17 protein-coding genes and 1 pseudogene are annotated in these 24,297 nt (G+C 43.0%); 17 read left to right on the forward strand and 1 reads right to left on the reverse strand.

Going from position 1 to position 24,297, the window contains the following annotated elements; genetic code table 11:
• Nucleotides 1–114 precede the first annotated feature (114 nt).
• The 8 genes and pseudogenes from dxs to A6755_RS10790 form a co-directional block, all read left to right on the forward strand.
• Complete coding sequence (gene dxs / locus A6755_RS10755) at nt 115–2,007, forward strand: 1-deoxy-D-xylulose-5-phosphate synthase (RefSeq protein ID WP_063590649.1); 1,893 nt, start codon at nt 115–117, stop codon at nt 2,005–2,007.
• Between the two features lie 4 nt (nt 2,008–2,011).
• Nucleotides 2,012–2,839: a TlyA family RNA methyltransferase gene (locus tag A6755_RS10760; RefSeq protein ID WP_063590650.1), complete on the forward strand. Its 828-nt coding sequence runs from the start codon at nt 2,012–2,014 to the stop codon at nt 2,837–2,839.
• Nucleotides 2,840–3,158: 319 nt separating this feature from the next.
• Complete coding sequence (gene ahrC / locus A6755_RS10765) at nt 3,159–3,608, forward strand: transcriptional regulator AhrC/ArgR (protein WP_034308279.1); 450 nt, start codon at nt 3,159–3,161, stop codon at nt 3,606–3,608.
• A 22-nt stretch (nt 3,609–3,630) separates the two neighbouring features.
• Complete coding sequence (gene recN, locus A6755_RS10770; protein ID WP_063590651.1) at nt 3,631–5,346, forward strand: DNA repair protein RecN; 1,716 nt, start codon at nt 3,631–3,633, stop codon at nt 5,344–5,346.
• 161 nt (nt 5,347–5,507) lie between these two features.
• Nucleotides 5,508–6,800: a SpoIVB peptidase gene (gene spoIVB / locus A6755_RS10775; RefSeq protein ID WP_063590652.1), complete on the forward strand. Its 1,293-nt coding sequence runs from the start codon at nt 5,508–5,510 to the stop codon at nt 6,798–6,800.
• A 329-nt stretch (nt 6,801–7,129) separates the two neighbouring features.
• Entirely contained in the window at nt 7,130–7,921 is a 792-nt protein-coding gene (gene spo0A, locus A6755_RS10780) for a sporulation transcription factor Spo0A (protein ID WP_063590653.1), read from the forward strand.
• Between the two features lie 416 nt (nt 7,922–8,337).
• The gene (locus A6755_RS10785) at nt 8,338–9,072 is read left to right on the forward strand and encodes a glycerophosphodiester phosphodiesterase (protein WP_034308266.1); all 735 of its coding nucleotides are present in this window, start codon (nt 8,338–8,340) and stop codon (nt 9,070–9,072) included.
• Between the two features lie 285 nt (nt 9,073–9,357).
• Nucleotides 9,358–9,755, forward strand: a pseudogene (locus tag A6755_RS10790) (IS5/IS1182 family transposase); the annotation flags it as partial.
• Nucleotides 9,756–9,888: 133 nt separating this feature from the next.
• On the opposite strand, the gene A6755_RS10795 reads toward A6755_RS10790, so the two are convergent.
• Nucleotides 9,889–10,125, reverse strand: a complete 237-nt coding sequence (locus A6755_RS10795) for a DUF2627 domain-containing protein (RefSeq protein WP_034308264.1) — start codon at nt 10,123–10,125, stop codon at nt 9,889–9,891.
• Nucleotides 10,126–10,330: 205 nt separating this feature from the next.
• Here A6755_RS10795 and A6755_RS10800 point away from each other — a divergent pair, with 205 nt between their 5' ends.
• From A6755_RS10800 to meaB, 9 genes are all read left to right on the forward strand, one after another.
• Nucleotides 10,331–12,388 carry a sigma-54 interaction domain-containing protein gene (locus A6755_RS10800; RefSeq protein WP_034308262.1) on the forward strand — a complete coding sequence of 686 codons (2,058 nt, stop codon included), beginning with the start codon at nt 10,331–10,333 and terminating at the stop codon, nt 12,386–12,388.
• 369 nt (nt 12,389–12,757) lie between these two features.
• Nucleotides 12,758–13,855 (forward strand): branched-chain amino acid dehydrogenase, encoded by a 1,098-nt coding sequence (gene bcd, locus A6755_RS10805; protein WP_034308260.1) that lies wholly within the window; start codon nt 12,758–12,760, stop codon nt 13,853–13,855.
• Between the two features lie 131 nt (nt 13,856–13,986).
• Nucleotides 13,987–15,408, forward strand: coding sequence for a dihydrolipoyl dehydrogenase (lpdA, locus tag A6755_RS10810; protein WP_034308256.1), 1,422 nt, complete (start codon nt 13,987–13,989; stop codon nt 15,406–15,408).
• Between the two features lie 24 nt (nt 15,409–15,432).
• Entirely contained in the window at nt 15,433–16,428 is a 996-nt protein-coding gene (locus A6755_RS10815) for a thiamine pyrophosphate-dependent dehydrogenase E1 component subunit alpha (RefSeq protein ID WP_034308253.1), read from the forward strand.
• Nucleotides 16,429–16,440: 12 nt separating this feature from the next.
• A complete protein-coding gene (locus tag A6755_RS10820) occupies nt 16,441–17,424 on the forward strand; it encodes an alpha-ketoacid dehydrogenase subunit beta (RefSeq protein ID WP_034308251.1) in 984 nt (327 codons plus the stop codon).
• Between the two features lie 26 nt (nt 17,425–17,450).
• A complete protein-coding gene (locus A6755_RS10825) occupies nt 17,451–18,734 on the forward strand; it encodes a dihydrolipoamide acetyltransferase family protein (protein WP_063590654.1) in 1,284 nt (427 codons plus the stop codon).
• A gap of 317 nt (nt 18,735–19,051) precedes the next feature.
• Complete coding sequence (locus A6755_RS10830) at nt 19,052–20,953, forward strand: methylmalonyl-CoA mutase family protein (protein ID WP_084737623.1); 1,902 nt, start codon at nt 19,052–19,054, stop codon at nt 20,951–20,953.
• A 1-nt stretch (nt 20,954) separates the two neighbouring features.
• Nucleotides 20,955–23,147, forward strand: a complete 2,193-nt coding sequence (gene scpA, locus A6755_RS10835) for a methylmalonyl-CoA mutase (protein WP_063590655.1) — start codon at nt 20,955–20,957, stop codon at nt 23,145–23,147.
• A complete protein-coding gene (meaB, locus tag A6755_RS10840; RefSeq protein ID WP_063590656.1) occupies nt 23,147–24,280 on the forward strand; it encodes a methylmalonyl Co-A mutase-associated GTPase MeaB in 1,134 nt (377 codons plus the stop codon). The genes scpA and meaB overlap by 1 nt, the downstream gene beginning before the upstream one ends.
• Nucleotides 24,281–24,297: the final 17 nt, after the last annotated feature.

Genomic DNA, 24,297 nt, shown 5'->3' on the forward strand with positions numbered 1-24,297 from the left:
TGGCGGCTATTTTTTAACTTAAAACCAATTTTTCGGTCAAGTCTTCCATAGCCCTCTTTCATGTGGCTTTGTTTATGCTAACCACCGAAAATGACAGAAAGTGAGTGGTCCTGTTTGGATCTTCTATCTATAAAAGACCCTTCTTTTTTGAAGAAGATGAATAATGAAGAACTTGTCGAGTTAAGTGTGGAAGTACGGAAATTCCTTGTGGAAAAATTATCTGTGACCGGTGGGCACATTGGTCCCAATTTAGGTGTCGTCGAGTTGACTATAGCCTTGCATAAAGAATTCGACAGTCCGAATGATAAAATTTTATGGGATGTCGGACATCAATCCTATGTCCATAAAATCCTGACTGGCAGAGCAGGAGAGTTCGACACCTTAAAGAAATATAAAGGTCTTTGCGGTTTTCCTAAAATGATTGAAAGCCCCCATGATGTTTGGGAAACCGGTCACAGTTCGACTTCCCTTTCAGCTGCAATGGGGATGGCGGCTGCCCGTGATATTAAAGGGGAAAGCAGCTTTATTTTGCCTGTAATCGGAGACGGTGCCCTAACAGGGGGGATGGCGCTTGAAGCGTTGAATCATATCGGTGATGAAAAAAAGGACATGATCGTCATCCTGAATGATAATGAAATGTCCATAGCCCCCAATGTAGGTGCCTTACACACGATATTGGGAAGATTGCGGACAGCAGGTAAATATAACTGGGCAAAAGATGAATTGGAGCTGCTTTTGAAAAAAATTCCTGCAGTCGGTGGTAAACTTGCGGCTACAGCTGAACGTTTGAAGGATAGCATGAAATATTTATTGGTATCAGGAATCTTTTTCGAAGAACTCGGATTCACTTACCTTGGACCAGTAGATGGACATAATTATGAAGAATTGCTTGAGAATTTAAGATATGCCAAGAAAACGAAGGGACCGGTCCTGCTGCATGTCATCACGAAAAAAGGCAAGGGATATTCACCTGCCGAGTTGGACACAACCGGGAACTGGCATGGGACAGGCCCATATAAGATCGAGACAGGTGATTTCGTGAAATCCCCTAGTAAGGGTCCTGCTTGGAGCGCTCTCGTAAGCGATACTGTCAGCAGGCTAGCCCGTGACGATGAGCGGATTGTCGCGATTACACCTGCAATGCCCGTAGGTTCGAAATTGGTGGGCTTCTCTCAAGAGTTCCCAGAGCGTTTCTATGATGTAGGGATTGCCGAGCAGCATGCTGCAACTTTTGCAGCCGGATTGGCAACGCAAAAAATGAAACCATTCCTGGCTATATATTCAACCTTCCTGCAAAGGGCTTATGACCAGGTGGTGCATGATATTTGCCGTCAGAATTTGAACGTATTCATAGGAATCGATCGTGCCGGATTGGTTGGTTCCGATGGTGAAACGCATCAAGGCGTTTTCGACATTGCTTTCTTGCGCCACGTACCGAATATGGTGCTGATGATGCCGAAAGATGAAAACGAAGGCCAGCATATGGTCAATACGGCATTAAAATATAATGATGGTCCGATTGCCATGCGTTTCCCTCGTGGGAATGGTTGGGGAGTTGAGATGGATGCTGAATTACAGCAGATTCCGATCGGTTCGTGGGAAGTTCTTAAAGAAGGAACGGATGCTGCCATCTTAACTTTCGGCACAACGATTCCCATGGCACTTGAAGCGGCAGAACTGCTCGAGAAAGAGGATTATTCAGTAAAGGTGGTCAATGCCCGGTTCATTAAGCCTTTGGATGAGAACATGCTGAGCAGTCTCCTTGGTGAAAAAATGCCAATCCTGACAATAGAAGAAGCGGTTCTTCAAGGTGGTTTTGGTAGTTCTGTTCTTGAATATGCTCATGATCAAGGATTTTATGGGGCAATTATAGATCGAATGGGGATACCTGATTATTTCATTGAACATGGAAGCGTCGATGAACTTCTTGATGAAATCGGTCTGACGACTGAGACAGCCATCAAAAAGATTAAAATGATAACACCCAAAAAAGAAAAAAGGGCCTGAAAATATGAAAGTGATGAAAGAAAGAGTGGATGTATTACTTGTAGAACAAGGCTTGGCCGACACACGTGAAAAAGCGAAGCGTATGGTTATGGCAGGCCTTGTCTACGCGAATGAAGAGAGATACGAAAAACCGGGGGAAAAAGTGCCGGTCGATCTCGAATTCACGATCAAAGGAAAAGTCATGCCTTACGTTTCAAGAGGCGGTCTTAAACTTGAGAAGGCATTAAGGGAATTCGATTTACAAGTGAATGGAAAAATACTGCTTGATATCGGATCATCAACTGGCGGGTTTACGGATTGTGCTTTGCAAAATGGCGCCATAATGTCTTATGCGCTTGATGTCGGCTATAATCAACTTGCCTGGAAGCTTAGGCAGGATGAGCGTGTAAAAGTAATGGAAAGAACCAATTTCCGTTATGTTACACCCGCCGATCTCGACGGGGAGATGCCAAACTTCGCAAGCATTGATGTTTCCTTCATCTCGCTTACGTTAATTTTACCGGTACTAAAGACCTTGCTCGTCCCGAATAGTGATGTCGTTGCCTTGGTTAAACCGCAATTCGAAGCCGGGAAGGATCAAGTGGGTAAAAAGGGGATTGTTCGTGATCCCAAAATCCATAAACAAGTGTTGGATAAGATCATTTCTTTTTCTTTAAAGGAAGGCTATGATATTAAGGATGCCTCCTTCTCACCGATTACCGGCGGTGATGGAAATATTGAATTCTTACTTCACTTACACTGGCAAGGGCCGAAGGAAGATGGAGCATCATTGCTTTCGAAAACGGTTGATGACATCGTTGGAGAGGCACATGCCCAATTTAAAAAAGAATAGTTAGAACTTTGTATGGCTCCTTTGGCTGAATGGTTGGCTAAAGGAGCTTTTTGACTATACATTGTCGTCATGAACTTGAATCGTTTAAAGGTGGATACATAAAATAGGTAAGTGCAAAAATTAGACTTGTATTCATTTTAGAGAAAAAGTTGTACAATTGCATAAAAATCCGATAACATTAATATTAGCCACTTAGTAAAGCGGCCTATTTGCACGTACGGATGATACCGAGGCAAATTGGGCAGCTTGCTTAAGTAAGAAATGAAAGTGATACCATTACCATTAAATGAGCAACAGTTGAGAAGAGGTGCTTCTACTTATGAATAAAGGACAACGACATATAAAAATAAGGGACATTATAACGAATAATGATATCGAAACACAGGATGAGTTAGTTGAAGAATTGAAATTAGCTGGATACAATGTAACTCAAGCCACCGTTTCAAGGGATATTAAAGAGCTTCACCTTGTAAAAGTTCCTTTAACGGATGGAAGGTATAAATACAGTCTGCCGGCCGACCAGCGTTTCAATCCACTTCAAAAATTAAAGAGGATCCTTGTCGATGCCTTTGTACGCATAGACTCAGCCAACAATTTGCTGGTTATGAAAATGCTCCCGGGTAATGCCCAGGCCATCTGTGCATTGATTGATAATTTAAATTGGCAAGAAATACTCGGGACGATCGGCGGCGACGATACATGTTTAATTATCTGCCGTTCCGAGGAAGATGCAAAGATCATTTCCGGCAAATTCTTGGACATGCTCTAATAATGTTGTGAGGTGATCTAGTTTGTTAACAGAACTATCGATTAGGAATTTTGCGATCATAGACAGCCTGTCCATTTCATTTGAAAAAGGCTTGACGGTCTTGACAGGAGAAACAGGTGCAGGGAAGTCAATCATAATAGATGCCGTTCATCTCTTGGTTGGGGGACGTGGTTCTGCAGAGTTCATTCGGCATGGTGAGTCGAAGGCTGAAATAGAAGGATTATTCCAAATTGAAGATGAAAAACACCCGGTCTTTGCCAAAGCGGAAGAGTTTGGCCTGGATATGAATGATGGGATGGCGATACTTCGAAGGGATATCTCACAAAGCGGTAAAAGCGTTTGCAGGGTAAATGGGAAACTGGTGACGATTTCCACTTTACGTGAGATAGGGCGAACATTGATAGACATCCATGGTCAGCATGAACATCAGGAATTAATGGATGAACGACTCCATCTTCCTCTGCTTGATCAATTCGGCGGTGAAAAAATCGCAGCTGCACTCACTGAATACCAAAAGTTATATAAACGATATGAAACCGCTTCTAAACAATTGAATGGTTTGAGCCAAAATGAACAGCAAATGGTCCACCGCCTTGATTTGATCCAGTTTCAATTCGATGAAATCCAAAAAGCTGATTTGAAATTACGCGAAGATGAAGAATTGATGGAAGAACGGAAGAAAATTAATAATTTCGAAAAAATCCATGAAGCGCTGCAAACCAGTTATAATGCTTTAAATGGTGAGCAGCATGCAATTGATTGGCTTTCCGTAGCCATGAATAATTTGGAGGAAGCGGCAGGGCTTGATGAAGGTTTAAAGCACAGCTCTGAAACCGTTTCAAATAGCTACTTCCTGCTCGAAGAGGCTGTGTCAAACATCCGGGACCAATTGGACTCTTTGGATTATGATACAGAACGTGTGGAATTCATTGAAAGTCGACTTAATGAAATAAATCAATTAAAACGTAAATACGGACGGACCATCGAGGAAATCCTGGAATATGGGGCCGCAATTGAAGAAGAAGTCGAAAAGCTGCAAAATAGGGAAACCCATATCGCGAAGCTTGAAAAGGAAATGAAATCCATCAAGGCAGACCTTATCGTCGAAGCAAAGAATCTGTCTGAACTTCGCCAGAAATTCGCTCAGCAGCTAACCAAAAAGATTCATCAGGAATTAAAGGATCTATATATGGAAAAAACAATTTTTGAACCTCATTTCCTTCAGACAGCCTATACTTTTGATGAATTGTCAGATAGGGGCATTAATCAGTCAGGGCTGGATTCAATGGAATTTTATATTTCCACCAATCCAGGTGAACCGTTAAAACCTCTTTCTAAAATCGCATCTGGTGGAGAATTGTCGAGGATCATGCTGGCTTTGAAAAGCATTTTCTCCAAGCATCAAGGGATAACGTCCATTATATTTGATGAAGTGGATACAGGTGTGAGCGGACGGGTTGCACAATCCATTGCCGAAAAGATCTATAAAGTGGCAACTGGATCACAAGTATTGTGCATATCCCATTTGCCACAGGTGGCAGCAATGGCGGATACTCACCTTTTCATAGCGAAAAATGTAAGGGCCGGACGCACGAATACCTCGGTCAAGCCGCTAATTGAAACTGAAAAAATAAAAGAAATTGGCAGGATGATTTCGGGAGTAGAGATTACGGACTTGACGAAACAACATGCCAATGAATTAATCCAGCTGGCCAAAAGGCTGAAGATTACATCTTGATGGGCCTGTAAGGAGATTATTTAAACTTATCATAAGCATTCATTGTAAAGCTATCCAAAAACGGATAGCTTTTATTTTTTGCACCTGTTATAAATGACTGTCATGAGGGCTAAATTAAAGGTGTAGCCATAAAGTTTCAGAGAGCGAGGAGAGTGAATGGATTGAAATTTATATGGATAAACAGGATCATCGGTGGAATTCTCCTTGTTTCGCTATTAACATTAGGGTTATACCAGCCATCTCGTGAATATTTTTTAATTCCAAATCATCTTGTACTATTTGAAGGAAGTCAATATAGTATTTCCAAATCATTGCCTGTTTCTGCAAAAACTTCGGGATCCAGTGATGGAATTTCACTTCATGATGAACAAGCTTCGATTACGCTTGGTGCCGAGAAACCAGGTACGAATGAAGTGTTACTCGATGTAGCAGGCTTGCCTGCCAAAAAGGTCGACATCAGGGTGTTAAAAGACTTTAGGGTCATGCCTGGAGGCCAATCCATTGGAGTGAAGCTTAATACTCTTGGGGTGCTCGTAGTAGGTCATCATCTTATTGATACGGCGCAGGGGAAGAAATCACCGGGAGAAAAAGCTAAAATTGAAATCGGTGATATTATTACAGAAATCAATGGTCAGACGATAAAGAAGATGGGGGATGTAACCCCTTTTGTTCAGCAGGCAGGTGAAAAGGGTGAGGCGTTGAAAATTGTCATTAACCGTGATAATGAAGTGCTTCATAGTACCTTATTACCGCTAAAAGATAAGAATGAAGGAACTTACAAATTGGGTTTGTATATCCGTGATTCGGCAGCTGGCATCGGAACGATGACGTTTTATCACCCGGATTCAAAAAAATATGGGGCGTTGGGACATGTCATATCCGATATGGATACAAAAAAGCCGATTGTTGTTAAGGACGGACAGATCGTTCAATCGACGGTCACATCCATCGAAAAAGGAAGCAATGGTGATCCAGGAGAAAAATTGGCACGCTTTTCTTCCAATAAAGAAAAAATAGGAAATATCAATCGCAATAGTCCCTTTGGCATTTTTGGGAAATTAAATCAAGATTTTAAAAATGGAATTAACGACAAACCACTCCCCATCACCCTTTCCCATGAGGTAAAGGAAGGGCCAGCAAAAATCCTTACAGTGGTGAATGGTTCTGAAGTGGAGGAATTCGATGTCGAAATCGTCAGTTCCATCCCACAGAAGTTTCCTGCAATCAAAGGAATGGTCTTAAAAGTGACGGATAAAGAATTGCTTCAAAAAACGGGTGGGATCGTTCAAGGTATGAGCGGCAGTCCTATCATTCAAAATGGGAAATTAATCGGTGCAGTCACCCATGTATTCGTTAATGATCCTACAAGTGGGTATGGAGTCCATATCGAATGGATGTTAAACGAAGCCGGTATAAATATATACGACAAAGATAATTATGAAAAGGCAAGCTAAGAATCCGGGTATCCTTTTGGATGCCCCTTTTTAATGGAAAATTATGATTAGCATAGGTTTGGGTCGGAATTAATTTTGATTTCTTCAAAAAATAGAGGTTTTTTTGGAACGATGTGATAAAATGAAAACGATATGAAGATTTTTCGACAAACGGTTTATTCCAATAGCAAACGAAGTCGAAAACAAGAGATATCCGGAGAATAATATTGAATTCCTTATATTTTTTCAAAAATAAAAGGAATTTAGTTTCCATTGTCGAAAAGTTCAATTACAATAGAATTTAGTCATATAGAAAAAAAGACCAATTGTAGTTGAGGAGGAAATCAAGCGTGAAAAAAATTAAGGTGTGCGTTGTAGATGATAATAGAGAACTTGTTGGCCTTCTGGAAGAATACATTTCTGCACAGGAAGACATGGAAGTGATTGGGGTGGCACATAACGGTCAAGATTGCCTGGGTATGCTGGAAAGCGTTGATCCGGATATTTTGATCCTCGATATTATCATGCCTCATTTAGATGGGTTAGGTGTACTTGAGAAACTTCGTGAAGTAAAACGGGGTGCCATGCCTAATGTGATAATGCTTACTGCCTTTGGTCAAGAAGATGTTACGAAAAAAGCAGTTGATTTGGGTGCGTCTTATTTCATCCTGAAACCATTTGATATGGAAAATCTGGCCAATCATATCCGTCAGGTAAGCGGTAAAGGGCAGGCGGTTTTAAAAAATCATAGTCAATTTAGCTATCGACCCCAAAATGAATCCAAACCGAAGAACCTTGATGCAAGCATCACCAGCATCATTCACGAGATTGAAGTGCCTGCACATATTAAGGGCTATTTGTATTTAAGGGAAGCCATATCCATGGTATATAATGATATTGAACTATTGGGTTCCATCACCAAAGTTTTATATCCGGATATCGCAAAAAAATACAATACTACGGCCAGCCGAGTTGAACGTGCTATCCGGCATGCGATTGAAGTGGCATGGAGCCGTGGAAATATAGAATCCATATCATCTCTTTTCGGCTATACCGTAAGCATGACCAAGGCAAAACCTACAAATTCCGAATTCATCGCCATGGTTGCCGATAAGCTGCGCCTCGAACATAAAGCTTCTTGACAGGGGTAGGGTAATACCGGTTGTTAAGACTCAGGGTAACTATTGACCTTATAAAGGCTAGAGCCGCTAAATATAAATAGGAACTCTCCGTCTGGAGGTAAAGGACAGGAAGAAGTTGCTTCGTGATTTTTTCTAATCGGCAACTTCAAATCTTTTTACGCCGGTTAAAAAAATTAAACGCCTTTTATTTATTGGATTTTGCAGCAAATCCCATAAATAAAAGGCGTTTTTGTTTGGGTGAAAAAGCGGCACAAATCAGATTGTAAAAGAAGTGGGGTGATTTGAGGAAAGGAACCTTCTAAGCAGAAAATAATCACCTGCGTTTTGATTGCAGAATAGATCTAGATGAAAATAATTTGCTGTTTCTGTTCATAAAATCGGTGTATAACAATTTTTGGGAGAGGCGGCGTTTCATCATGACCTTAATCTTTGCACATCGAGGCTCTGCAGGAACTCATCCGGAAAATACGATGTCGGCGTTCAAGGAAGCTGCCCGTGTCGGTGCGGACGGAATTGAAACGGATGTCCAGCTCTCGAAAGATGGAGAAGTGGTCATCATCCACGATGAAAAGCTCGATCGGACCACGAATGCCTCGGGGTATGTAAAAGACCGGACCTTAAAGGAGTTGAAAACCCTTAATGCGTCCGCAACCCATAAGGGCAATTTTGGTAAAGAAAAGATTCCCACGCTTGAAGAACTGTTTATTTGGCTTAATGATAATCAGCTTTTTTGCAATATTGAATTGAAAAATACGGTTTTTCTGTATCCAGGCTTGGAAGAGAAAGTCATCCGGCTCATCCGTACCTACGAAATGGAGGAAAGGATAATCCTTTCTTCTTTCAATCATTACAGTTTGGTCAATTGCCATCGATTGGCACCAGAATTGGAAACGGCACCGCTATATAGGGATGGCCTATACATGCCGTGGATATATGCCAAGGCAATAGGCGGAAGTGCAATTCACCCAAATATCCGGGCTGCCCCTGATGCACTCATCCAATCATCGGTTAGTATGGGTGTTCCTGTAAGGCCCTATACCATTAATGAAGAAACCGAGATGAAGCGGTTATTCATATTGGGGTGCAGCGGCATCATAACCGATTTCCCCAAAGCAGCGGTACGGATAAGAGAAGAATTGAAGTCAAGATAAAGAAAGAAGGTGCCATACAAGGCACCTTCTCAGACTTTAGACAAACTCGATGAAAATCGAGTTTGTCTATTTTTATGGCTTGTACAATTTGGACATTGATTTCCACTCCAGGCACTCGCTTTCCGCGGGCGGTCGTGGAGCCTCCTCGGCTTTCGCCTGCGGGGTCTCCCCTAGACGCGCTTTTCCCGCAGGAGTCTCGTACCTTCCGTTCCAATCAACTTTGTCTTACCTTTTAGATGGAACAACTTTTGCATTTTAATGACAGCTGCTAATAATAAGTTAATAAGTGCTGAACACGTTTTCGTGGATTCCACACATGTGAAAGCCAGTGCGAATAAACGGAAATAAGAAAATCGTTCGTAAAGAAACACGAGCGTATCAAGGACGTCTTCAAGAAGAAATCAATCAAGATCGTGAAAACCATGGAAAAAAGCCTTGATGAATTTGATAAAGAAGAGACCAAAGAGATTAAAGAAAGTACAACGGATTCTGAGAGTTGTAACTATGTGAAAGATGAACGAACAGAACAGTTTGCCTATTCATTCCACGCGGCAGCAGACCGCAACGGTTTTGTATTGGGAACGATTGTAACACTTGGAAATACACATGACAGTCAGATCTTAGAGCCACTAGTTGAACAAGTGATTGAGAAAGTTGGAAAACCGGAAGCTGTTGCCGCAGATTGAGCTTATAAAACACCAGCGATTAAAAGCTACCTAATTAACAAAGACAAAAGGGGTTCAGAATTTTTTAATTCCGACCCCCTTTTGTCTACAAACTGAGAAGGTGCCATACAAAGGCACCTTCTTTTTGCGTTTAAAATTTATTGAACCTGCTCTGGACCTTATTTTGTTTTCGATCTCGATGTAGGACGAAGCCGGCGATAAAGGCTATTCCGCCTATCGTAATGAGCAGTCCTATTAAAAATTGCAGCCAAAGGAATGGATAGGGGGGCTGTAAAATACCGAATACCATGTCCCTCATTATTTTTATGCCATAGGCAGCAAAGGCACCGGGTATAAAAAGAATCAAAAAAGCGATTAAACGTTTCATGCAGTCAAATCCCTTCCGAAAATTCCATCTTTAAAAAATGATAAAGGATATAAATTATTTGTCAAGTAACGGGAATCTAGATAATGACTGGGAGTTGGTGGCTGTTTTTAATGGGGGCCGATATGGTAAAATGGTGTGGAGTATGAAAAAAATTGCAGGGAATGATCTATTTAAAGGGGCAATTATTTCTTAAGGGGGATGGCTGATGCAAAAGGTCATGATAGTAGGGGGAGGAGTGGGAGGGACGACCGTGTTGAAACTCCTATCGGAAAGTGAAGTATTCTCCATTGTTTGTATGGCTGATACGAATGAATCCGCTGAAGGGATGCTTGCTGCGAAGGAACGAAGGATTCCTACCGTGACTAATTGGAGCATGGGATTGAAGTGGGATTTGGACATCATATTTGATACGACCGGTGACCCGTCTGTCTATAAAAAGATAAAAAGGGACATGGGCGAACAAACGATTCTCATTCCTGGAAGTGTCGCCCTCATTATGACTAAGTTGTTTGAAGAGAAAAATCGTTTAATAAGTAAATTGGAGAATACCTCCGCAAAAATGGATTTGATCCTTAATACGACCAGTGAAGGAATGGTGGTGATTGACCATGAAGGATTCATCATCATGTTCAATGATAGTGCGGAACGTGCATCAGACACAAAGCGCGAGGATGTGATTGGGAGACATATCAAAGATTTCATCCCATCAACAGGATTGCTGCGAGTGATGCAAACGAACCAAAAAGAAGTGAATCAGGAAATCACCCTTGGCAATGGGATGGAACTCATAACGACAAGGATACCTCTGGTGAATGCCGATAAGGAAATCATAGGGGCTTTTGCCGTGTTTAGGAATAAGATGGAAGCTGTGCAATTGGCGGAGCAGATCACTGATTTAAAAGAGATACAGACGATGCTCCAGGCAATCATTCAATCCAGTGATGAAGCCATATCTGTTGTGGATGATCAAGGAAGGGGGCTTTTGATCAATCCGGCATATACAAGAATCACTGGCTTAACAAAGACCCAAGTGATCGGTAAACCGGCTTCCATCGATATTTACGAAGGCGAAAGTATGCATATGAAAGTGCTTCAGACAAAAAAACCTGTTCGTGGTGTCAATATGCGTGTCGGCCCAAAACACAAGGAAGTGATCGTGAATGTTGCTCCAATCATCGTGGATGGGTGCCTGAAAGGAAGTGTTGGCGTCATTCATGATGTATCGGAAATTCAAGCCTTGACCCACGAACTTAATCGGGCAAGACAGATCATCCGGACATTGCAGGCTAAATATTCCTTTGATGATATAATTGGGGCTTCCGAAGAAATGAAGCTTCCCATTGAACAGGCGAAATTATCGGCTAGAACACCTGCTACTGTTTTATTAAGAGGGGAATCAGGGACGGGAAAAGAGTTATTTGCACATGCCATCCATAATGCGAGCGATAGGAAGTTCAATAAATTCGTTCGGGTAAATTGTGCGGCCATCTCGGAATCATTACTTGAAAGTGAACTATTCGGTTATGATGAAGGAGCCTTTACCGGGGCAAGCAGGGGCGGAAAGGTCGGTTTTTTTGAAGAGGCAAATCAAGGGAGTATCTTTTTGGACGAAATTGGTGAATTGCCAGCTAACATCCAAGCTAAATTACTTCGGGTTTTACAAGAAAAGGAAATCGTCAGGGTGGGGGGGACGAAGCCGATCCCCATCAATGTCCGGGTCATAGCCGCTACGAACATCAATCTTGAACAGGCCATCGCAAACGGGTCATTCAGGGAAGACTTATATTTCAGGCTGAACCGCATGCCTATTTTCATTGCTCCATTAAGAAAGAGAAAAGAAGATTTGAGAGAATTGGCGGAGCATTTGATTAATAAAATCAATCAGGAGTATGGACGGAGCATAGAGGGAATTACAGCAGCAGCTATACATAAGATGCAAATCTACAACTGGCCGGGAAATGTGAGGGAACTGGAAAATATCTTAGGACGGGCAATCATTTTCATGAAATTGAACGAGACAATCATTGATATCCATCATATTCCGGATTTTATCGAAGGGATTCCATTAAATCAAGAGAAATTATTAATGAAGCCTTCCGGCTACGTATCGGGGAAACCGCTCTCGGAGATAATAGACCAGTATGAAGCCGAAATCATTGAGCAAGCGTTCCATACCCACAAGGGAAATAAAACACTTACGGCAAAAGCGCTGGGGATTTCAGTTAGAAATCTATATTATAAAATGGAAAAACTAAAATTGTGAAAATTTTTGCATGCAATTATTTGCACACTATGAAAAATAATGCATGGAATTTTCTGATTTATTTTAATTTAAGCGAGACTCCACTTCTGACATGAAATTTTTTTGAATTTGTTATAGGCTATAGTTGCCCAACTTATTAACCAGCATGTCCTTTTTTTGGATAAATAGGTGCTGATTATGTATTTTATTGGCATGTTATTTGCATATTTAAAAGTGCATGGGTTTTTCAAGGGAACCATTCCCCATGGGGAAAATATCATGTGAGTAGCGGATTTTTATTTAAAACGAACGTAGGAACAAGTAAGTATGAGGAGAAATTCAGTAGTCTCATATCTGACATGTATTAAAACATCTAGGGAGGATTCCTTTATGGAAATTTTTAAATATCTTGAGAAGTATGATTACGAGCAACTGCTATTCTGTCAGGATAAACAATCGGGTTTGAAAGCGATTATTGCCATTCATGATACAACATTAGGGCCTGCGCTTGGGGGCACAAGGATGTGGACGTATGCATCTGAAGAAGATGCCATTGAAGATGCCTTAAGGCTTTCAAGAGGAATGACATATAAGAACGCCGCTGCCGGCTTGAATTTAGGCGGGGGGAAAACAGTCATCATCGGAGATCCGCGTAAGGATAAAAATGAAGAAATGTTCCGTGCATTCGGAAGGTATATCCAAGGGTTGAATGGCCGTTATATAACAGCTGAAGATGTAGGTACAACGGTCGAGGATATGGATCTCATTCATGAGGAGACGGATTTTGTCACGGGGATTTCCCCTGCATTCGGTTCTTCGGGTAACCCTTCCCCAGTAACGGCATACGGGGTATACCGCGGTATGAAGGCGGCTGCAAAAGAGGCATTCGGAACAGATTCCTTAGAAGGCAAAGTGGTTGCAGTCCAAGGCGTCGGGAATGTTTCTTATAACTTATGCCGTCATCTTCATGAGGAGGGCGCCAAGCTCATCGTTACTGATATCAATAAAGAAAGCGTGGCCCGTGCGGTTGAATCCTTTGGGGCGACTGCAGTGAATCCAGATGAAATTTATGGAGTCGACTGTGATATCTATGCACCATGTGCATTAGGGGCTGTCATAAATGATCAAACAATCAATCAAATCAGGGCGAAGGTCATTGCAGGTGCTGCGAATAATCAATTAAAGGAAACTGTTCATGGCGATCAAATTCATGAAAAAGGGATTATATATGCTCCTGATTATGTAATTAATGCAGGGGGAGTCATAAACGTGGCCGATGAGCTTTTAGGGTATAATCGGGAAAGAGCCCTTAAGAAAGTGGAAACGGTTTATGATACAATTGAAAGAGTCATCGAGATTGCAAAACGTGATCAAATCCCAACTTATAAAGCGGCGGATAGGATGGCAGAGGAGCGGATTGCTCGCATGAGGAATTCAAGGAGCCAATTCCTGCAAAATGAAAAACATATCCTGAATGGAAGAAAATGAATGTAATTTTACAAGATTAGATTCCTGTGTTTTTTTAAATAAACACAGGAATTTTCAACATGGATAACGTAATAAACATAGGGCAAGTAAAAATGGTGACAAATTGTATGTATTTGTGAGGAGGAGTGGTTTTGGCTGAAGAATTTGACCTCGTTATCCTCGGAGGAGGAACTGGCGGGTATGTGGCGGCAATAAGGGCTGCTCAATTAGGATTGAAAACGGCTGTCGTGGAGAAAGGCAAGCTCGGCGGAACGTGTCTACATAAAGGCTGTATCCCTTCGAAAGCACTTTTAAGGAGTGCGGAAGTTTATCAGACTGCAGTGAAAAGTGAGGAATTCGGTATTGTTACCGGGGATGTAAAGGTAGATTTCCTTAAAGTGCAGGAAAGAAAGACTAAAGTGGTCGATCAACTCTATAAAGGAGTTCAGCACTTGATGAAACAAGGAAAGATAACGGTTTATGAAGGGTTAGGGCGTATACTTGGTCCTTCTATATTTTCACCGATGCCTGGGACAATTTCCGTGGAAATGAATGATGGCAGTGAAAATGAAATGCTCATTCCCCAGAATGTCATCATCGCAACCGGTTCGCGTCCGAAGACACTGCCCGGTTTAACGGTTGATGGGGAATTGGTGCTTACATCGGATGAAGCTCTAAAGCTTGAGAGCCTGCCAAAATCGATGATTATTGTAGGCGGTGGAGTTATCGGCATTGAATGGGCTTCGATGCTCAATGATTTTGGTGTGGAAGTGACAGTACTGGAATATGCAGATAGAATCATCCCGACAGAAGACCATGATATTTCCAGTGAAATGCTTCGCCTCCTAACGAAAAAAGGCGTCAAATTCGTTACAGGTGCCAAGGTATTGCCTGAAACCCTGAAAACGGGTGAGTCAGTATCCATTTCTGCTGAAGTCAAAGGTTCGGTAGAGGAATTCACAGCTGGAAAAATGCTGGTTTCCGTAGGAAGATCAGCAAATGTTGAAGGGATCGGCCTTGAAAATACGGAGATTGTGAAAGAAAAAGGTTTTATTGAAACCAATGACTTCTTCCAAACGAAGGAATCACATATCTATGCGATCGGTGACTGTATCGGCGGTCTGCAATTGGCACACGTTGCCTCCCATGAAGGTATTACGGCCGTTGAACATATTGCAGGCAAAAAACCGGAACCGCTGGATTATTCGCTCATTTCTAAATGTGTGTATTCAAGCCCTGAGGCTGCAAGTGTCGGTTTGACGGAAGATCAGGCAAACAAGGAAGGCTATGACCTTAAAATAGGGAAATTCCCATTCCGTGCAGTTGGTAAGGCCCTTGTTTTCGGGGAAGCGGATGGTTTTGTCAAAATCATCGCCGATAAGAAAACGGATGATATACTGGGCGTTCATATGATCGGGCCACATGTTACGGATATGATTTCAGAAGCTGGACTTGCAAAAGTGCTTGATGCGACACCTTGGGAGATAGGCAAGACAATTCATCCGCACCCAAGTCTTTCCGAAGCAATCGGGGAGGCGGCCCTTGCTGTCGATGGACGTGCCATACATTCTTAAAGAATAAGGTCAGGAGGTTTTATGATGGTAGAAAAACGTCATGAACAATTAGGCTTAAATGAGGAAACGGTTTTAGATATGTACCGGACAATGCTTTTGTCCCGCAGAATTGATGAGCGCATGTGGCTTCTAAACCGATCCGGGAAAATTCCCTTCGTGATTTCCTGCCAGGGGCAAGAAGCTGCACAGGTTGGAGCAGCGTTTGCGCTTGATCGGCAAAAGGATTATGTACTGCCTTATTACCGGGATGTAGGTGTGGTGCTAACCTTCGGAATGACCGCAAAAGATTTGATGCTTTCAGGTTTCGCGAAAGAGGAAGATCCCAATTCAGGCGGGCGCCAAATGCCAGGTCATTTTGGTCAAAAGAAAAATAGGATCGTCACTGGTTCATCGCCTGTAACGACACAGGTCCCGCATGCAGTCGGAATTGCCCTTGCAGGGAAGATGGAAGGTAAGGATTTGGTGACTTTCGTAACGTTTGGTGAAGGTTCATCAAATCAGGGCGATTTTCATGAAGGGGCCAACTTTGCAGGTGTACATAAGCTACCGGTCATTTTCATGTGTGAAAATAATAAATATGCGATTTCCGTTCCTATTGAGAAACAGCTATCGTGTGAAAATGTTTCCGACAGGGCGATTGGATATGGGATGCCTGGAATAACGGTGGATGGCAATGATCCATTGGCCGTGTATGCTGCGGTGAAAGAAGCGGCTGACCGTGCACGAAGGGGAGAAGGCCCTACACTAGTGGAAACCGTCTCATACAGGCTCACACCACATTCAAGTGATGATGATGACCGAAGCTACCGGACAGCGGACGAAGTGGCCGAAGCCAAAACGAAGGATTCCATAATGACATTTGGAGCCTATTTAAAAGAAGTGGGAATCATGGATGATGACCTTGAGAAACAAATGAATGATGAAGTAATGAAGATAGTCAACGAAGCAACCGATTATGCTGAAAATGCTCCATATCCAAAGGCTGAAAGTGCTATGAATCATGTCTATGCACAAAAGTAAGGGGGTAATAGAATGCCAGTGATTTCTTATATAGATGCCGTGACAATGGCAATGAGGGAAGAGATGGAACGAGATTCCCGTGTATTCGTATTGGGAGAGGATGTAGGAAAAAAAGGTGGGGTCTTTAAAGCCACTAATGGTTTATATGACCAATTCGGTGAAGACAGGGTCATCGATACCCCGCTCGCAGAATCCGCAATCGCAGGAGTTGGAATTGGAGCCGCCATGTATGGGCTTCGGCCGATAGCTGAGATGCAATTCGCTGATTTCATCATGCCCGCCATTAACCAAATCGTTTCAGAGGCAGCCAAAATCAGATATCGTTCCAATAATGACTGGAGCTGTCCTATGGTAATCCGTGCCCCATATGGAGGGGGAATTCATGGAGCCCTTTATCATTCGCAATCGGTTGAAGCGATCTTTGCCAATCAGCCAGGCTTGAAAATTGTGATGCCTTCCACTCCGTATGATGTAAAGGGTTTGCTTAAAGCTGCCATTCGCGATGAAGACCCAGTGCTTTTCTTTGAACATAAACGCGCATACCGCTTGATCAAGGGTGAGGTGCCTACTGAAGATTATGTACTTCCAATCGGTAAGGCGGATGTGAAAAGGGAAGGGGAAGACATTACCGTCATCTCCTATGGCCTTTGTGTGCATTTTGCCCTTCAGGCAGCAGAAAAATTAGCTGCAGATGGAATTTCTGCACATGTTCTTGACTTGCGTACCGTGTACCCTTTGGATAAGGATGCCATCATAGAAGCAGCTTCTAAAACGGGGAAAGTATTACTGGTTACGGAAGATAATAAAGAAGGAAGCATCATGAGTGAGGTCGCAGCCATAATTGCCGAGCATTGCCTTTTTGATTTGGATGCCCCTGTAAAACGATTGGCCGGCCCGGATGTACCTGCCATGCCTTATGCGCCCACGATGGAAAAACAATTCATGGTGAATCCTGATAAAGTGGAAAAAGCAATGAGGGAATTGGCCGAGTATTAATGACTGTTAAGAAGGAGGAACGAATTATGGCTATGGAATTAATGAAGATGCCCCAACTAGGCGAAAGTGTCACAGAGGGAACCATCAGTAAATGGCTTGTTAAGCCTGGTGATCATGTCACGAAATATGACCCGCTAGCTGAAGTGATGACGGATAAAGTAAATGCTGAGGTTCCTTCTTCCTTCACCGGCATCATCAAGGAATTGAAAGCGGATGAGAATCAAACATTGGCAGTCGGGGAAGTCATCTGCTCGATTGAAGTTGAAACGGCAAAGACGGATAACGAAAATGCTGGGCAAGTTTCTCATAATGAGGAAAAAGTTGATGCACCTCTTATAAGAGATGTGCAGCAAGCGGCAGAACCATCAAGGAAAGCTCGCTATTCGCCAGCTGTGTTAAAACTTTCCCAGGAGCATGGAATCGATCTATCAAAAGTTAAAGGAACGGGGAATGAGGGAAGGATCACCCGTAAAGATTTACTGAAACTTGTTGAATCAGGGAATCTTCCTAAGGCGGATGAGCCTTCCGCAATTTCCGATGCGGCTCCTGAAGAGATCGCCCCTCAAGTCAATCGTCAAACAAGTCCAGTAACAAACGTGCCGACTGCGGCTGGTGACAAGGAAATACCGGTAACCGGCATCCGTAAGGCAATTGCGTCCAATATGTTGAAAAGTAAGCACGAAATTCCGCATGCTTGGACGATGGTGGAAGTTGACGCCAGCAATATGGTGAAGTTGCGTGATAACCTAAAATCCGATTTTAAACAAAAAGAAGGCTATAATTTAACGTACTTTGCCTTTTTCGTAAAAGCGGTTGCTCAAGCCCTTACGGAATTTCCAGAACTGAATTCGATGTGGGCCGGCGAAAAAATCGTACAAAAGAAAGAAATCAATATATCGATAGCCGTGGCAACCGAAGATGCCCTATTTGTTCCGGTCATTAAAAATGCAGATGAAAAATCAATCAAAGGTATAGCAAGGGAAATACAGGAACTTGCATCCAAAGTGAAGTCAGGTAAGTTAAAAGCAGAGGATATGCAAGGTGGTACGTTCACTGTTAATAACACTGGCTCATTCGGTTCTGTCCAGTCCATGGGAATCATCAATTATCCACAGGCAGCCATTTTACAGGTTGAAACGATTGTAAAACGTCCAGTGGTCATTAATGACATGATTGCAGTACGAGATATGGTGAATCTCTGTTTATCACTTGATCATCGTGTTTTGGACGGACTGGTATGCGGACGATTTCTCGCGAGGGTTAAAGAAATCATCGAAAAGATTTCCAAAGACAACACTCCCATATACTAAAATGAAGAAAAGGAAGGCCGAAAGGTCCTTCCTTTTTTTTTGCACTTCGCTTTTCCGTAGAAAAACATCGACAAAAATTTTATTTTTGCTATTATTTTATTAAGAGCTGTTCTAATACAGGTCAGGGGCTGTACTTGATGTGAAGAGGCAAAATTGGCTAGTGGTTTCCCTAATAACAGGTTTGCTAATTTCTATTGTCTTAAATTTCAAGAAAATTATGGTAGAATGTTAGTATAATCCAGATCAAATTGACGGGAGGGTGGTTTTCTTATCCAAAACTGACTGAGCGTTCGTTCTCCCTATAAGGAAAAGGGCGTATGAGGATAAGAAAGCGATTACAGATGGAACTGAAAGATGTAAAAAACATAACCTTTCCTAAGCCTTCTTTTGAAGAGTGGAAAGAAGCTGCGGAAGCAAGTTTAAAAGGGAAAAGTGTAGAGAAGCTTAAAACGAATACATATGAGGGCATCGCTTTATATCCACTCTATACAGAAAAGGCGGAATCGACGGAAAAAGTAGCTGAATTGCCAGGATTTTTCCCTTTCACCCGAGGAACGTCCCCAACGGGATATCATGACAAACCTTGGCTTGCCGTTCAACCTGTAAGCGGTATCACGGCTGAAGAAGCAAATGAAAAGATGAGGACTGCATTCAAACGCGGTCAAAATGTCGTGGCATACCCTGCACGATTGCTTTCCGGGGGAGCAAGGGCTGAAACATTGTTTAAGGAAATACCATTAAAAGAAATGCCAGTTTTCATTGACCTTAAGGGGAAACAAAAAGAATTATTCCCTCAATTCAAAGCTGTTGCCGAAGCACAAAATACCCAATTGACAGGCGTCATTGCTGAAGATCCAATTGCAGAATGGCTCATTTGCGGTCAGCTGCCAGAAGATACGGATAACTATTTTGCAGACTGGCTGAAGACGATCCAGGATTATCAGAAGGTAGGCAGTGATTTAAAAACAGTTTTGATTAATACGGCAGTCTACCATAATGGAGGAGCCAATGCCGTACAAGAAATAGCTTACGGATTATCGGCAGCCGTCCAATATCTATTGGAAGGGCAAAAGCAAGGGCTTTCTATTGCTGCGGTTTCCGAAAAAATAGTATTCTCGTTTGCCGTGGATTCAAATTACTTCATGTCCATCGCTAAACTGAGGGCTGCCAGAAGGCTTTGGGCAGGTCTTGCAGAAGCTTTCGATACAGCATCGGACCATTTTAAAATGACGATACATGCCGTAACTTCCGAGTTGACGGAAACGCTATATGATCAGCACGTCAATATTCTACGGACCACGAACCAAGCTTTTGCAGCAGCTATTGGAGGCATTCAATATCTTCAAATCCATCCATTTACACACGCAACTGGTGAAACCGATGAGTTTTCAGAAAGAATTGCCCGTAATACTCACTTGATTTTAAAAGAAGAAACAAATATTACAACAGTTGTCGATCCTGCTGGCGGTTCATGGTATGTTGAGCAACTAACGGATGAATTGGCTGAAAAGGCTTGGGCCAAATTCCTTGAAATCGATGCAGCTGGAGGGATTCTGGAGCTAATTAAACAAGGTACCCTTCAGAAAGAAATAGCTGAAGTTTACCAAGGAAGAGTTCAAAATGCGGCTTTCAGAAAAGAAAGTATCATCGGAACGAATGTATATCCGAATCCCGCTGATAAGATTAAAACCACCACAAAGGATAAACATGTGTCATATATGAAAGTTGCGAAGCCGGTTGGCATTACCCCACTTGAATTGGAACGGGTATCCAGTCAGTTCGAACAGATAAGACTACGCAGTGAAAAGTTTAAAGGAATAAGCGGAACGGCTCCAACTATCGGTTTAATTAATTTGATAAATCTCAAATCCTATAAACCTCGTGCAGATTTCGTTCAAAGTCTTGCGGCAGCAGGTGGTATTGAAACAATCGGCAGTAAGGGATGTCAAACCGTTGAGGAAGCAATCGAATATGTAGCTGCGACCAAGCTCCCAATCTATTGTCTTTGCGGCAGTGATGGTGACTATTCGGAATTAGCGCCAGTCATCATTAAAGAAATTAAAAAGCAATTCCCTGAAATCACTATTTATAGTGCCGGCAAGCAGCAAGAAGAATTGGAGATTACACTAAGAGAAGCCGGGGTCAAAGATTTTATCCATGTTAAAATGAATGCAATATCCATTTTACTTGAATTATTGCAGAAGCTAGGGGTGAACTGAAATGAAAAAACCGAATTTTTCTGCTATAAATCCTGCTAAGTCCGAGATGAAAGGTACAGTGGAAGTATGGAAAAAGGAAGTTGAAAAGGCCGTTGGGAAAAACATTGAGGATCTTCTGTTTGAAACCAATGAACAAATAAAAATCAAACCGCTTTATGTTGAGGAAGATATTCGCGGCCTGGAGCATATGGAAAGTGTGCCAGGCATCGCTCCTTTTACAAGGGGTCCCTATCCTTCGATGTATGTCAATCGTCCTTGGACGGTACGGCAGTATGCAGGTTTTTCGACTGCCGAGGAATCCAATGCGTTTTACAGACGTAATCTGGCGATGGGGCAAAAAGGGCTCTCGGTTGCTTTTGATTTAGCTACACACCGCGGTTATGACTCCGATCATCCGCGCGTTGTCGGTGATGTGGGGAAGGCGGGAGTTGCCATTGATTCCATTCTTGACATGAAGATCCTGTTCGACGGCATTCCGCTTGATCAGATGTCCGTGTCAATGACAATGAACGGTGCAGTATTACCGATCCTTGCGTTTTATATCGTGACAGCTGAAGAACAAGGCGTAACACAGGATAAGCTTTCAGGCACGATTCAAAATGACATCTTAAAGGAATACATGGTTAGGAATACGTATATCTACCCGCCTGAAATGTCCATGAAAATCATAGCTGATATCTTTGAGTATACTTCCAAATATATGCCCAAGTTCAATTCCATTTCCATCTCCGGTTATCATCTGCAAGAAGCGGGGGCGCCGGCTGATATCGAACTTGCCTATACGTTGGCGGATGGGCTTGAGTATGCACGTACTGGAATGAAAGCAGGCATTGATATCGATAAATTTGCACCACGCCTGTCATTCTTCTGGGCTGTAGGAATGAACTATTTCATGGAAGTGGCGAAAATGCGGGCGGCTCGTTTCATTTGGTCAAAACTGATGAAACAATTCGAACCGAAAAATAATAAAGCGATGGCATTGAGGACTCATTCCCAAACCTCAGGCTGGAGCCTTTCCGAGCAGGATCCGTTTAACAATGTCGCAAGGACCCTTATTGAAGCGCATGCGGCTGCACTTGGACATACACAGTCGCTCCATACGAACGCATTGGATGAGGCCATTGCCCTGCCAACGGATTTCTCGGCACGTATTGCACGTAATACACAGCTCTATCTTCAGGAGGAAACCGGAATCACAAAAGTAATCGATCCATGGGCGGGTTCTTACTATGTAGAATCGCTCACTAATGAATTGATCGAACGGGCTTGGGCTCACTTAGAAGAAATCGAAGGTCTGGGAGGAATGGCGAAGGCAATTGAAACCGGCCTTCCAAAAATGAGGATCGAGGAAGCCGCTGCAAAGCGTCAGGCTAAAATCGATTCTCAAGATGAAACGATCGTAGGCGTCAATAAGTATCGGTTGAAAAAAGAAGATCCGATTGAAATACTGGAGATTGACAATACAGCAGTTCGCGAAAGTCAGCTTAAGCGATTGAGCGAATTGAAGGCGAAACGTGATCAGGCAAAGGTGGATGAAGCTCTTCAAGCGCTTTCAATGGCTGCCAGAACTGGAGAGGGTAACCTTCTTGAACTGGCTGTGCAAGCAGCAAGAGTACGGGCTTCATTAGGTGAAATCTCCGATGCGATCGAAGAGGTGGCTGGACGTCACAAAGCAACGATCCGTTCTATCAGCGGCGTATACAGCTCGGCATACTCAAAAGAAGCGGAAATTGAGGAAGTCGTCCGCATGACGGAAGAATTCCTTGAAAATGAAGGAAGAAGACCGCGTTTGTTAATGGCTAAAATGGGCCAGGACGGTCATGATCGCGGAGCTAAAGTAGTCGGAACGGGGTTTGCGGATTTAGGCTATGATGTCGATATCGGTCCATTATTCCAAACACCGAAAGAAACCGCCATCCAGGCCGTGGAAAATGATGTGCATGTAGTCGGAATGAGCTCCCTTGCTGCCGGCCATAAAACATTGTTGCCGCAGCTTATGACGGAACTGAAGAACTTGGGACGAGAGGACATCATAGTGATCGTAGGCGGCGTCATCCCTGCACAGGATTATGATTATCTTATGGAAAATGGCGCTACAGCCATTTTTGGACCTGGGACGGTCATTCCGCAGGCAGCAAAGAAAGTGCTTCAGGAAATATACAATCGCCTCGGATATGAGGAAGTGGCCCAATAATGAGTGAAGACAAGAAGCCGGAGTGGGTCGATCTTAACAATCAGGAAGGTTTTGCTTCTTCATTAAAGCCAGGTGTGGAATTAGCAGCCAGCCAAAACAAACCTTCAAAAAGCAAATTCGTCAAAAAACATAATGTAAACATACCGGTCCATGAACTTAAAGAGGGAATCATAAGAGGGGACAGGGCCAAGCTAGCCAAAGGGATTACATTGGTTGAAAGCAATGCATCCCACCATTTGGATCATGCACAGGAATTATTGCATAGCATCCTTCCTCATACAGGGAACTCAATGCGCATCGGGATTTCCGGAGTGCCCGGTGCCGGGAAAAGTACCTTCATCGAGACGTTCGGAACCTACTTATGTGACAGGGGCCATAAGGTTGCCGTTCTAGCCGTCGACCCAAGCTCTTCGGTCAATGGCGGAAGTATACTGGGCGATAAGACAAGGATGGAGGAACTGGCTAGAAACCCCCATGCCTTCATAAGACCTTCACCATCCGAAGGAACTCTTGGCGGGGTTCACCGCAAAACGAGGGAAACGATGTTGCTTTGTGAAGCGGCAGGTTTTGATGTGATACTGATAGAAACTGTCGGGGTCGGTCAGAGTGAAGCTATAGTTCGAAGTATGGTCGACTTCTTCATGCTCCTTGTCCTAACGGGTGCCGGAGATGAATTGCAAGGGATGAAAAAAGGGATTCTGGAACTTGTGGACGGAATTGTTGTCAATAAGGCCGACGGCGAGAACCTCCCCCTGGCGATTAGGACGAAATCCGAATATAGCAGAATCTTGCACTTCCTTCAGCCAGCCACAAAGGGTTGGGCAGGAAAGGCATATACTTGTTCCGCCATAACCGGTAAAGGAATTCCTGAACTTTGGGATGTATTGAATGAATTTTCCCAAATGACCAAGGAATCGGGTGTTTTTCAAGAACGGAGAAGAATGCAATCTAGGGAATGGCTTTATTCATTGATCGATCACCAGCTTAAAACGATGTTTTATAAAAATGAAACCGTCAAGAGTCTTCTCCCTATGCTCGAGAATCAAGTGATGTCAGGGAATAAAACGGTCACTGCTGCTGTTAAGCAGGCCTTTCAATCTTTTGCAGAAACATTTAAGTCTAATGAAAAATAAATGGGATGGGGCAGGCA

The sequence above is a fragment of the Peribacillus frigoritolerans genome (genome assembly GCF_001636405.1).
GTDB classification, from domain to species: Bacteria; Bacillota; Bacilli; order Bacillales; family DSM-1321; genus Peribacillus; species Peribacillus frigoritolerans.

Coding starts and splice junctions, on each gene's coding strand:
- A6755_RS10760 (WP_063590650.1), top strand. CDS start 2,012: ATGAAAGTGATGAAAGAAAGAGTGGATGTATTACTTGTAGAACAAGGC.
- ahrC (WP_034308279.1), top strand. CDS start 3,159: ATGAATAAAGGACAACGACATATAAAAATAAGGGACATTATAACGAAT.
- A6755_RS10785 (WP_034308266.1), top strand. CDS start 8,338: ATGACCTTAATCTTTGCACATCGAGGCTCTGCAGGAACTCATCCGGAA.
- A6755_RS10795 (WP_034308264.1), bottom strand. CDS start 10,125: ATGAAACGTTTAATCGCTTTTTTGATTCTTTTTATACCCGGTGCCTTT.
- A6755_RS10800 (WP_034308262.1), top strand. CDS start 10,331: ATGCAAAAGGTCATGATAGTAGGGGGAGGAGTGGGAGGGACGACCGTG.
- bcd (WP_034308260.1), top strand. CDS start 12,758: ATGGAAATTTTTAAATATCTTGAGAAGTATGATTACGAGCAACTGCTA.
- A6755_RS10815 (WP_034308253.1), top strand. CDS start 15,433: ATGGTAGAAAAACGTCATGAACAATTAGGCTTAAATGAGGAAACGGTT.
- A6755_RS10820 (WP_034308251.1), top strand. CDS start 16,441: ATGCCAGTGATTTCTTATATAGATGCCGTGACAATGGCAATGAGGGAA.
- A6755_RS10825 (WP_063590654.1), top strand. CDS start 17,451: ATGGCTATGGAATTAATGAAGATGCCCCAACTAGGCGAAAGTGTCACA.
- A6755_RS10830 (WP_084737623.1), top strand. CDS start 19,052: ATGAGGATAAGAAAGCGATTACAGATGGAACTGAAAGATGTAAAAAAC.
- scpA (WP_063590655.1), top strand. CDS start 20,955: ATGAAAAAACCGAATTTTTCTGCTATAAATCCTGCTAAGTCCGAGATG.
- meaB (WP_063590656.1), top strand. CDS start 23,147: ATGAGTGAAGACAAGAAGCCGGAGTGGGTCGATCTTAACAATCAGGAA.